The following is an 11,603-nucleotide window of genomic DNA, read 5'->3' as shown; positions in this document are numbered from 1 at the left end:
TATGTCTATTTGTGCCATTCTAGTGCCCACTTCATTTTTTAGTGGGCACTATCTCGTATTTTTTAGAATGGTGGTAGATGGGATGGTCGGATGCTTACAATTCATTTGTCATCATTGCTATTCTTGTTTAAATTTTAGCCATAAAAATACCCTAGCAAGTAGGGTATTTTTGCCGCTTAAACCATTTATTGATTATCTAATACTTTGTTGTCATAGATAGGCGCATTGCGGTCTTCAAAAACCACTTCGTCCTCAACAAATTCTGGTTTGACTTCGACAATAAAGTCTTTGCGCGACATACCGAGCCACAGTGGAATCGCACTGGCAATATACACCGATGAGAAAGTACCTAAAATCAAGCCAATGAGCAATGCTACAGAGAACCAATGTAAGCTTTCGCCGCCAAGCAGCAGCATCGCGACCACCACCAGCAACACTGTTGAAATGGTCATAATAGTACGACGTAGCGTTTCAGTGAGCGATAAATTGACAATTTGCGCTGGGCTAGCACCACGGACACGGCGAAAATTCTCACGGATACGGTCAAAGACGACGATGGTATCGTTAATCGAGTAACCAATCAATGATAACACCGCGGCAAGCACGGTCAAATCAAATGGCCAGCCAAAAAATGCGAAAATACCCACGGTGATAATACTATCATGAAATAACGCCAACACCGCGCCTAAGGCTAATTTGGCTTGGAAGCGCACCATCACGTAAATAAACATACACAGTAATGCCAGTGCCGTTGCCCCCAAGGAGCTGATATAAATCTCATTACCTACTTGACTGCCAACCACGTCAATGTTCTTGATGTTAGCATTGTTATTGGGTAAATCTAACGCAGTATCGAGAGAGTTTGATAACCCTTCGATTTGTTTTTGCGGCGGCAGGCGTACCAGAATTTCTTTGTTACTGCCCAAATATTGCACCACACTGTCATTGATTTTATGGCTCGTTAAGGCTGACTGAACTTGGGCTTGTTGTACCGGTTGTTCATAAACAACCGTGGCTGACACACCGCCAGTAAAATCTAAGCCTAGATTTAAACCTTTGGTTAAAATAGCGACCAAAGCCAGAATCGTTAAGATGGCAGATAATATGGCAAAAGGTTTAGCTACCTTTAAAAAATCAATGATACGCCGACCGGCAAAGAATTTTTCACCGCCAAAATCCTCTGCCGAAAATTCAGCACTGGCAGTGTTCGCCACTGCTAATCCAGCGTTTTGGGTTGTTGTATCGGAGGAGTTGGCAGGTTGCTTGACCAAATTTTTATTCACCCCTTTACCATTACGGCGCGGCGTTTTGCGGTGCTGGGTATTTGATGCTATTTCATCACTACGACGTACGCCGAGCTCTGAGAGTTTTTGCTCGGGGTTAATGGGTTCTGAGCCATCTAAACCGTCTAGATCCTCTAACTTGTCATCATTCATTATTCGCTCCTTAACCAATACTTAGGCGTTTGACAGTTTTGCGGTAGCCATAAGCTAACTGTACCAGTGCACGCGTGACGGTCACTGAGGTGAAGATAGAGCTGGCAATACCAATGGCTAAGGTGACAGCAAAACCTTTAATCGGACCTGTACCAATCGCAAATAAAATAAATGCGACAATCAAGGTAGTCAGCTGTGCATCAAAAATACTGGTAAATGCGCGGTTAAAACCTGCCACAATCGCAGATTTTGGTCTGGCGCCGTTGGCAAGCTCTTCGCGGATGCGTTCAAATATCAGCACGTTGGCATCCACCGCCATCCCGATGGTTAACACGATACCTGCGATACCCGGCAATGTCAGGGCAGAACCAATCAATGACATGATGGCTAAAATCATCATTAAGTTAAAAATTAACGCAATATTGGCAATCAAACCAAATAAACGATAAAAAATAATCATAAATAAGAACACGAGTAAGTAGCCGACTTGGGTAGAGAACATACCTTTTTGGATGTTATCTTGTCCCAATGATGGACCAATAGTACGTTCTTCAACAAAATACATGGGCGCCGCTAGCGCACCTGCACGAAGTAACAAAGCCAGCTCTGAGGCTTCTGCATTACTATCTAAGCCCGTGATTTGGAAAGTTGAGCCAAAGACGCCTTGAATGGTCGCTTGATTGATAATATGGCTTTCTGCGTAAGGTGTTCTTACTTCTTTATTTTGACCCGTCACTGGGTCTGGCTGGAAGGTGACACGCTGCTTATTTTCAATAAACAGCACCGCCATTTGTTTGCCCACTGATTTTGCTGTGGTGTTTTGCATCAAACGACCACCCGCGTTATCCAGCGTGATATTCACTTGGGGGCGACCATTTTGATCCATCCCTGCTTGGGCATCCTGTACGTTTCGACCGGTGACCACAGCTTGACGTTCCAATAAGGTTTTTTGTGGGCTGTCGACTTCACCAAATGAGTAGGCTTCAGTGCCTGCAGGCAATACCCCAGATGGATTGGCTTGGAAAGTATTATTTTGGTCAGAAACCATACGAAATTCGAGATTGGCGGTACGACCAATGACCCTTTTGGCTTCTGCAGTATCTTGTACCCCCGGTAATTCTACCACAATACGATTAGCACCTTGTGATTGCACCACGGCTTCAGCCACGCCTAGCTCATTAATACGGTTACGCAAAGTCGTCAAGTTTTGGGTGACCGCATCTTGAGAGATTTGTGAAATCGTCGACTGGGTCAAAGTCATGTTAATCGCTGGACCCGCCGCATTGATGAGCGGCTGTAACTCGTAATTTGTCCCAAAGCGACTACGTAACACATTAATAGCTTGATCACGCGCGGCATTATCGACAAAGTTTAAAGTCAGATTATTTTGCCCTGCTTGTAAATTGGTCACGGCAATTTTTTGGTTGCGTAGCTCTGTACGGATATCTCGGGCTAAGTTTTCCAAACGCTGAGAGACGGTTTTGCTCATATCGACTTCTAGTACAAACCGTACACCACCACGCAAGTCCAACCCTAATTTAATAGGATTGCCGCCAATATTACGTAGCCATGCTGGTGTGGTTTGTGCCAAGTTCAACGCCACAACATAATTGTCACCAAGTTTTTCTTTTAGCACTTGTTGCGCTTTAAGCTGCGTTTCAGTCGACTCATCACCAATTTTTAACAAAGCTGATTTACCATCAAAACTGTTGTTTTTGGTTGGGATATTGGCGGCATTTAGGATGGTTTCCGCTTGTTTTAGCACATCATTGGTCAATGTAGTACTAGCGGAAGCCCCCGTGATTTGAACGGCGGGCTTGTCTGGGTAAAGGTTTGGTAGGGCATACAGGGTGCTCAGTAGCAGCACAATGCCGATTAAAAAGTATTTCCAAGCAGGGTAGTGCATAATCTTGACTTCTTAAACTTGATTTTTTTAGGTAACTAGTTGTTCTACTAGGGCTATTAACCGCGATCAACAAGACAGTACAATATCATAATAGCCAGTTGGCAACTTAACAGAATGCTAGGTCGCCAACCTGACAGGTGAGCTGCATCAGCAATTATTTAAGACTATCAATGGTACCCACAGGCAATACCGAAATGATTGAGGCTCGTTGCACCATCACCTCTTGGGTAGTATTTAATGCAACAACCGCATATTCACCTTGAAGCTTTTTGATTTTTCCCATCAAGCCACCGGCAAATACCACTTCATTGCCTTCTTTAATGGCATCAATCATTTGACGATGCTCTTTGTTACGACGGCTTTGTGGTCGGATAATAATGAAGTAAAAAATAGCAAAAAAAGCCAATGGTAATAGCATTTGCATAATGGTGGAAGCACCCGTTCCAGTAGGTGCTGCCGCCGCACCTTCCGCATGGGCAGATTGGATAAATGCTAAAATAGCGGTAAGTAGCATAGTTAAAATACCCTTAAATTGAGATTTAGTCATAAAACAGTGATAAAAACAACCTGTAATGATAACCGATTTAGCCAAATTAATAAATGATTAACCCTTGTTTGCTGAAATAATTCAGCGCTAGGAAGATGAACGGTGAGTAGAAAATCCAGCGATTTTGGATAATTTTGGATAATATGGTCACAGGATTTTATCAGTATTATTCACTATTTTATGCTTGATTATTAACAATGAAGTAACAATAAAGTTAATGGTTATGCTATGCTTAGTTGTAACAAATTATTTCTTTTAGGGTCAAACAATTGGGTGTTACCAATTGAAGGAAAATCTCATGACTATCACGTTAAATTTTCAACCGATTGATAAAATCCGAAAGCAAGTAAGGTCAAAATTATGGTTAGGGTTAGTCATGGCGACTTCGTTAACCGCCCCAACGCTGGCAAATGCTGAAATCACCCAGCGTGATATCGATAATTACGGTGCGGCGATGGCGGCTGCAGCAAATGCTAAGAGCATTTCGCGCGTTGCAAGCCTAGTGGCTGATGATGCCTTGATATCTGTGTCGCGTAAAGGAAAAACCACCACCTTAAATAAAAGCAATTATCTAAACCTCTTGCAAAACAACTGGTCAAAAGCAACGCGATATGGCTATGATATACAATTAAACAATGTGGTATCTAGCGGTAACCATGCCAAGGCAGATGCGATAACGACGGAAGTCATCGTCGAAAATAACGTAACGACACGTTTAGTAACAACTTCACGTATTACCTTCGTTGAAAGCGGTAACTCAGTGTTATTGTCCAGGGCGATTAGCCAGCTTGTGATTGAAAAGCACTAATTTAGTGGTATTAAAAGTGGTGTTAAACAGGGTGGTACAAAAGTTTTGTGCCACTTTTTTTATGGATTCTAGTATAATTTCAGCCAATATTTAATTTCACTGGCTTGAAATCACAGCCGTTTTTTTATTTATAATGTCAAATTTTAGCTTATATTCTTTCATAGTTTTACGCTATGAGATGGATATATGTCCTACATCTAAATTGCAAAAAAGAGCTAGGAATTATCATGTTGCTTTCGATAAGCCATTCATCAAAAAAAACTATCAAACCGTTAAGTTTAGCTATTTCCTCTATTATTTTGGCAGCCTGTAGCAGTGCGCCAACCACCAGCACCACCAGTCCAGCCGGTAAACCCATGATTGGATCATCCAGTCACAGCAAAAGCACGGTGCGTAGCGCGCAAGAAAATGCGGCGCTACTGGATATGGATAGTTTGGATGAACTGGAAGGCCTGCTTGAAGCCACCGACATGACCATGGTAGAGAATAACGCTTTGTTGGTTCAGCGCTATGGTAATTTGTGGGATAGGCTGCGCGTCAATTTTCGTATGAACTCCAATGTGTACGATCCGCGTATTGAAGCGCAAAAAAGTTGGTTTATTAGCCGCCAAGACTATCTAAACCGCTTAACAGCGCGTGCTAGCCGCTATTTATACTACACAGTGCGCGAAGCTGAACGTCGCAATATCCCAACAGAACTGGCATTATTGCCTGTGATTGAAAGCTCTTATGACCCCAATGCCAATAGTAACGCGTCTGCTGCAGGGTTATGGCAGTTTATTCCAAGTACAGGCCGTATTTATGGGTTGAATCAAACCAGCACCTTTGATGGTCGACGCGATGTGATTGAGTCAACCCGTGCCGCTTATGACTTTTTGACGGCTTTGTATAACCAGTTTGGGAGTTGGGAGTTGGCATTGGCAGCGTACAATGCCGGTCCAGGCCGTGTCCAATCCGCGATTAATTATAATGCAGCACGTGGTCTACCAACGGATTATTGGTCGCTCAAATTACCTACTGAAACGATGAACTATGTCCCTCGGTTTTTGGCTGTGGCGCAAATCGTCAAAAATCCGAGTACCTACAATGTGTATTTACCCGCAATTGCGAACCGTCAGCATTTTAGAAGTGTCCCTGCCAATGTTGGCGTGAGCTTGTATGAAATTGGCAGTCTGACAGGCGTAAGCTACGATGAACTGCGCGCCCTAAATCCTGCGTTGATTGCAGGTACGGTAGATATGTCGGGCCCAAGCCGTATTTTGATTCCCAATGATCTCAATGAGTCAGTTGACCGTAAAATCACCCAATTACGCGGTAATGGTTATATGAGTCAACAAGGTTATTTGGCAAACAATAGCTATGTCACGCCTAAAACTGTTACACCGACTTATAACACACCGACCACAAACTCTGGCAACCAAACCCGAAATACAACCACAAGTCAGGGTGATTCACTCAGTGCCGCCAAACAAGCCTATAGCAAAAAAGAAACAGTTAACTTGCCATCGTCTAGCAGCGATTTGGCGGCGATGGCAACTAGTATGGTTAAAAACCAAACCACGACTTATATCGCCCCCATTCCTAGTACGTCAAGCATCCAAAGCCGCAATACAGTAATCAAAGAACCACCGATTACCGCCACTGAGCAAAAAATAGTGACCGCTGAAATGCAGTCTACCAATACATTACCAACCACTTCAGCCGTTGTTACTGCCAACAACACCGTGGTGCAAGAGCCGCCTTTATCCAATCAAGAGCGTAACTTGATTGCTAAAGAAATTGAAAAAACCGCACCCCAAGTAGAGCAAGCGATTAACCCTACCGATGGTAATATCAAGCTCAATGCTATTCAGACCCAGCAATCTGTGCTAGAAGCCAAAGGCGAAACCAAAAAACTCAGTTACGAAGAACCGCCAGTGGTGTTGCCAAAAGAGGTCAAAATTACCCAAGCGTCGAGCTTAAATGGCAAAGCCCCAAACACGGCGCAAGCGACCACGAGCAAATCCAATACCACCAGTGAAAGCAAAGCTGTCACAGTTAGCAAGCAAGCTGCCAAAAAACGTCCAAGTGGCACACGCAGCACCTATCAAGTCAAAGCTGGCGACACCTTGGCAAATATCGCCAGTCGCATGGGTGTAAATTGGCGAGATATCGCTGAATGGAACCAAATTGACCCAAATGCTGCCTTGCTAGCAGGTTCAACACTTTACTTATACAACGCCAAGCCTATCGAACCCAAAGTAGCAGAAGCGCCAAAACGTAAAGCCAATAGCTATATCGTGCAAGCGGGGGATACCTTGACAGGCATCGCCGACAAGTTTGATCTAAATGTCAGTGAGTTAGCAAAATTCAATAATTTACCAGTCACTTATCAAGTGCGTACCAACCAAAACTTGTGGTTAATTCCAGACAAAATGCCAGAGCCGCCAGTGGCACAGCCCGCAGCGCAAAAGCCTGCCCCTGCTAGAGCTGAAGTGCAACCGGTATCAAGTCGTTATACGGTTCAGACGGGTGATACCTTGTCGGGTATCGCTGATCGACTGTCCGTATCGCCCAAAGACATTGCCGATGTCAACGGTTTTAACACCAATTATCGTGTGCAAAAAGGACAAGTCATCATCGTGCCTGTCACAGTTGAAAAGGTCAAATATGCGCTAGCTGGCAAATCGATTACCTACGCAGTACGTCCAGGTGATAGTTTAGGTAGTGTCGCCAATAACTTTGATTTAACGGTAGCAGACTTGGCGAAAGCCAATTATCTAAAACCCACAGCCAACTTAATTCAAGGGCAAAAACTGGTTATTCCTCAAGCAGGATTGGGTACGGTGGCTAGTGTGACAGCGACCCGCGAACCGATGAGCAAGCAGGACTCTGCAAAACCAGAGAGCAAAAAAGAAACAAAAAAAGAGACCAAAGCAGCCAAAGACGCCCAATCAGAGGATGATAACAAGCCAGCGTCAAAACCAGTAAGCAAATATAGCCGTGGTGATACGCAAAGCTACCAAGTAAAATCTGGTGATAGCCTGACAAACTTGAGTGCAAAATATGGCGTTTCCAAAAGCGAACTTGCCGCTTTAAATAACTTAAAAGGTAATGAGTCGTTATTGATTGGTCAAAACATCAAAATCCCGAAAACCACAACAACCTATAAAGTCAAAGCAGGCGAAGGCTTAATTTCTTTGGCAGGACGCTTTGGCATCAGCCCTAAAGAACTGGCTAGCTTAAATAACTTGTCACCAACGGCCTCGCTAAAAGTGGGTCAAATCATTACGGTGCCAAAATAGGTTAACTATAGTTTATAAAATAAGAAAACCACTATGTAAAAATAGTGGTTTTTTACTTAAGTTTTTGCCCAGTTTTTATAGTTTAGTTTTTATACTTAGCAAGGAAATAATAGGCAATAAAAAAGCGTATTTAATTAAAAATACGCCTTTTTTAGATATAGGGTTAATTAGTTAACCATATCTTTTAAACTTTTACCTGCTTTAAAGCTTGGCACTTTGCTTGCTGGAATTTGAATTTCTTCTTTAGTCTGTGGGTTACGACCTGTACGTGCTTGGCGTTCTTTCACGCTAAACGTACCAAAGCCAACCAGTGACACGGTATCATTGGCTTTCATTGCTTCGCCAATCGTTGCAATAAAGGCATTTAATGCTTCAGTTGATTGGGCTTTAGAAAGACCACTTTTTTTAGCAATGCTATCAACTAATTCTGACTTATTCATAAGAATATCCTTCAAATTTTTAGGGATGAAAATAAACGTTATATATACAAAGCACACGCTTGGCAATTAATTAGGCTCAAAGCCTTAAGTATCAAGTGCTGCATAAGTAATTATGATTCGATTATAAGTAAACTCCAACGGCTTCACAAGCAGTTTAAGCATAATTTCTGTGGAATTAAGCATTGATTAACGTGTTTTTGCAAAATATAGTGGTTAGCACACCAAACGATAACATTTTTTTTCAACAAAAATCGCTAAAACTTGTTATATAAAACCATATGGCTAAAATCAATCTAGCCATTATGCTTTTATTAGCAGCCAATATGAATATTGAACGACTAGCATTGTTTTATACCAGACTTACAATAATTAATGTTATTAACAACCTTTTGAAGTTACACTATCGACAAATTACAAAACCCATATTTGATTAATTTTGTGGAAATTTAATGAACGATAATTTTCAAACTTCGACCAATGCCCCAAGCAATATAGCCACGACAGCGCTCAATGTGGTATTAGTGATTATTGAAACCTTGCTGACCCTGTTGCTACGTTTTGATGCAGATCTTCGTAAGACTGTTTATCCTTTAGCCACTACCAATACCGTCGTTCGTATTCACGCTTATATCCCAAGCGTCACTTTTTATGTGACTTTTACCGTTAACGGCATTTTGTTAGACAGTCAATTACAGCCTTCTCAGCAGGTCGATGTGACCATCAATGGCTTTACTTGGCAAATCGCCCAGAATTTATTTACCAACCAGCCCAAAGCCATCGAGCAGCTACAAATCCGCGGCGAAGCACAAAAGATGGCAGAGGTGAAGGCTTTTTTACATCAAATTGGTATCAATCAGCTATTACAAGTCATCACAAAAGCAGTCAAAGGTGATAAAGACAAGCAAAAAGTCAAAAAACCTATCAAAACCGATGCTGACTATAAACAACAAGTCGAGGCACTCAATAGCCAAGTTAATGCCGCAGCCCTACAAAACACAGCGCTTGAAGCACAAATTGTAGAATTAAAAAGTAAAAATAAATGGATGAAACGCGCGGCAATTGCATTTTTTGTATTATTCATCATTTGTGCGATTGGTTGGGTAGTAAAATAACAACTATTGCCTGCATTGCTTTGATTAAAGTCGCTTATCATTAAACAAATAAATCTGAGAAATAAATAAATCCGAGCGTTTTAGTAAGAATTAATCTTGACTAAAAGACTCGGATTTTCATATAATAGTCCTACCAACCATAAAACGCGTTTTCACAATTTACGATGCTTGAACAGATTTAAATTTTTAACTTAAGTGGGGCTATTATGCGATTGACAACCCGAGGACGCTATGCAGTGACGGCGCTGCTAGATTTGGCATTGCAAGAGCAAAAACATGAATTGGCTGTGTCATTGTCTGATATCGCAAAACGTCAAGAGATTTCTATTTCTTATCTTGAGCAGTTGTTTTCAAAGCTGCGTAAAAAAGGTTTGGTGGTAAGCACTCGTGGGGCATCAGGTGGTTACCATATTGCCAAACCCATCAATGAAATCTCAATTATGAGTATTATTTCAGCAGTTGATGAGTCGGTTGATGCCAGAGCTTGCGAAGGTAAAGGTAACTGCCAAGATGGCGCTATGTGTTTAACCCATGATTTATGGAATGGCTTGTCAGAGCAAATTGAAAACTATTTGTCCACCGTGACACTAGATACGCTCATCAACCGTCAAATTATCCGTGAAATTTCTGAGCGTCAAATTTTAATGGTTGAAGACATGCAGGATAAAAATCAGTCTGCGGTAAACCCAATGACAGAGGCACCCGTATCGCAACGATCAAAGAAAATCAGCAATAAAGTTAGTAACAACAGCAAAACCTTACAACAAAATTCCGGGGAGAATTTGTTAGCATGAATAAATTAGTCTATTTAGATTATGCCGCGACTACACCAATTGATGAGCAAGTCGCCCAAAAGATGATGAAATACATGACCTTTGATGGCGTGTTTGGTAATCCTGCCTCACGTTCACATGGGTTTGGTTGGCAAGCGGAAGAAGCAGTTGAAACCGCACGCGAGCAAATCGCGGAGTTAATCAACGCCGATCCACGTGAAATTGTATTTACTTCAGGTGCTACTGAGTCAGACAATTTAGCGATTAAAGGGGTGGCACAGTTTTATAGTGGTAAAGGCAAACACATTATTACCAGTAAAATTGAACATAAAGCCGTGCTAGACGTCTGCCGTGAATTAGAAACAGAAGGTTTTGAAATCACCTATTTAGACCCACAGCCAAAGACAGGTCTGATTACGGTTGACCAAGTTAAAGACGCTATTCGTGAAGATACTATTTTAGTGACCCTAATGATGGTTAACAACGAACTTGGCACTTTAACAGATGTTGCGGCGATTGGTGAAATCACACGTGAAAAAGGTATTATTTTTCATGTCGATGCGGCACAGGCAGCCGGTAAAACCCCGATTGATTTAGAGCAATTAAAAGTTGATTTGATGAGTTTTTCTGGGCATAAAATTTATGGTCCTAAAGGTATTGGTGCGCTATATGTTCGACGTAAACCACGTGTGCGTCTAAAATCACAAATGCAAGGTGGTGGTCATGAGCGTGGTATGCGTTCAGGTACTTTGGCAACGCATCAGATTGTAGGAATGGGTGAAGCCTTTGCCATTGCGGGCAAACGTATGGCAGAAGATGAAGCCAGACTGACAAAACTGCGCCAACGTCTGTGGGATGGCTTAAAAGAGCTTGATGAGGTTTATCTTAATGGTGACATCAATCACAGCATCCCAAATATCGTCAACATCAGCTTTAACTTTGTAGAAGGCGAATCGTTGATGATGTCATTGAAAGATTTTGCCGTGTCGTCTGGTTCTGCTTGTACATCAGCGACGCTTGAGCCTTCCTACGTATTACGTGCGATTGGATTATCAGATGAGCTTGCTCACAGTTCAATTCGTTTTAGTTTGGGACGTTATACCACCGAAGAAGATGTTGACCATGCGATTGCTGAGATGCGAACCGCGGTTGAAAAATTACGCGCTTTATCACCGCTTTGGGATATGTATAAAGAAGGCGTTGATTTAAATAGTGTGGAATGGAATGAACATTAATTTGAATTAAAAATTAATTTCCATTAAAAATTTATTCAATCAAATTAATAAGTAAAGATTAG

At 42.0% G+C, this 11,603-nt stretch carries 8 protein-coding genes and 1 pseudogene; 5 read left to right on the top strand and 4 right to left on the bottom strand.

The features are described 5' to 3' along the window. Positions 1 to 185: 185 nt before the first annotated feature. The 3 genes from secF to yajC all read right to left on the bottom strand — a co-directional run bounded on the left by secF (position 186) and on the right by yajC (position 3,841). Entirely contained in the window at positions 186 to 1,436 is a 1,251-nt protein-coding gene (gene secF / locus RTN07_RS04700) for a protein translocase subunit SecF (protein WP_312176198.1), read from the bottom strand. A gap of 10 nt (positions 1,437 to 1,446) precedes the next feature. Then, positions 1,447 to 3,342, bottom strand: coding sequence for a protein translocase subunit SecD (secD, locus tag RTN07_RS04695; protein WP_312176195.1), 1,896 nt, complete (start codon positions 3,340 to 3,342; stop codon positions 1,447 to 1,449). A 154-nt stretch (positions 3,343 to 3,496) separates the two neighbouring features. Further along, entirely contained in the window at positions 3,497 to 3,841 is a 345-nt protein-coding gene (yajC, locus tag RTN07_RS04690; RefSeq protein ID WP_081454568.1) for a preprotein translocase subunit YajC, read from the bottom strand. 346 nt (positions 3,842 to 4,187) lie between these two features. On the opposite strand from yajC, the gene RTN07_RS04685 reads away from it, so the two are divergent. Beyond that, positions 4,188 to 4,697 (top strand): hypothetical protein, encoded by a 510-nt coding sequence (locus RTN07_RS04685; protein ID WP_312176191.1) that lies wholly within the window; start codon positions 4,188 to 4,190, stop codon positions 4,695 to 4,697. A gap of 227 nt (positions 4,698 to 4,924) precedes the next feature. Then, positions 4,925 to 7,981, top strand: coding sequence for a lytic transglycosylase (locus RTN07_RS04680; protein WP_312176187.1), 3,057 nt, complete (start codon positions 4,925 to 4,927; stop codon positions 7,979 to 7,981). Between the two features lie 167 nt (positions 7,982 to 8,148). Here the strand turns inward: RTN07_RS04680 and RTN07_RS04675 are convergent, their stop codons facing one another. After that, positions 8,149 to 8,421 carry an HU family DNA-binding protein gene (locus RTN07_RS04675; RefSeq protein ID WP_007116691.1) on the bottom strand — a complete coding sequence of 91 codons (273 nt, stop codon included), beginning with the start codon at positions 8,419 to 8,421 and terminating at the stop codon, positions 8,149 to 8,151. Positions 8,422 to 8,870: 449 nt separating this feature from the next. Here RTN07_RS04675 and RTN07_RS04670 point away from each other — a divergent pair, with 449 nt between their 5' ends. The 3 genes and pseudogenes from RTN07_RS04670 to RTN07_RS04660 all read left to right on the top strand — a co-directional run bounded on the left by RTN07_RS04670 (position 8,871) and on the right by RTN07_RS04660 (position 11,541). After that, positions 8,871 to 9,533, top strand: coding sequence for a hypothetical protein (locus tag RTN07_RS04670; RefSeq protein ID WP_312176186.1), 663 nt, complete (start codon positions 8,871 to 8,873; stop codon positions 9,531 to 9,533). Positions 9,534 to 9,739: 206 nt separating this feature from the next. Next, a pseudogene (locus RTN07_RS04665) lies at positions 9,740 to 10,171 on the top strand (Rrf2 family transcriptional regulator); the annotation flags it as partial. Positions 10,172 to 10,323: 152 nt separating this feature from the next. Continuing rightward, positions 10,324 to 11,541, top strand: coding sequence for an IscS subfamily cysteine desulfurase (locus RTN07_RS04660; RefSeq protein ID WP_312176183.1), 1,218 nt, complete (start codon positions 10,324 to 10,326; stop codon positions 11,539 to 11,541). Positions 11,542 to 11,603 lie beyond the last annotated feature (62 nt).

It is taken from the genome of Moraxella sp. CTOTU46934 (assembly GCF_031979465.1).
GTDB lineage: Bacteria > Pseudomonadota > Gammaproteobacteria > Pseudomonadales > Moraxellaceae > Faucicola > Faucicola tetraodonis.
This window is presented reverse-complemented; position numbering and strand designations above follow the sequence as displayed.

Excerpts from the sequence above, each read along its gene's own strand:
- RTN07_RS04685 (WP_312176191.1), top strand. The coding sequence starts at position 4,188 with ATGACTATCACGTTAAATTTTCAACCGATTGATAAAATCCGAAAGCAA.
- RTN07_RS04680 (WP_312176187.1), top strand. The coding sequence starts at position 4,925 with ATGTTGCTTTCGATAAGCCATTCATCAAAAAAAACTATCAAACCGTTA.
- RTN07_RS04670 (WP_312176186.1), top strand. The coding sequence starts at position 8,871 with ATGAACGATAATTTTCAAACTTCGACCAATGCCCCAAGCAATATAGCC.
- secF (WP_312176198.1), bottom strand. The coding sequence starts at position 1,436 with ATGAATGATGACAAGTTAGAGGATCTAGACGGTTTAGATGGCTCAGAA.
- RTN07_RS04660 (WP_312176183.1), top strand. The coding sequence starts at position 10,324 with ATGAATAAATTAGTCTATTTAGATTATGCCGCGACTACACCAATTGAT.
- secD (WP_312176195.1), bottom strand. The coding sequence starts at position 3,342 with ATGCACTACCCTGCTTGGAAATACTTTTTAATCGGCATTGTGCTGCTA.
- RTN07_RS04675 (WP_007116691.1), bottom strand. The coding sequence starts at position 8,421 with ATGAATAAGTCAGAATTAGTTGATAGCATTGCTAAAAAAAGTGGTCTT.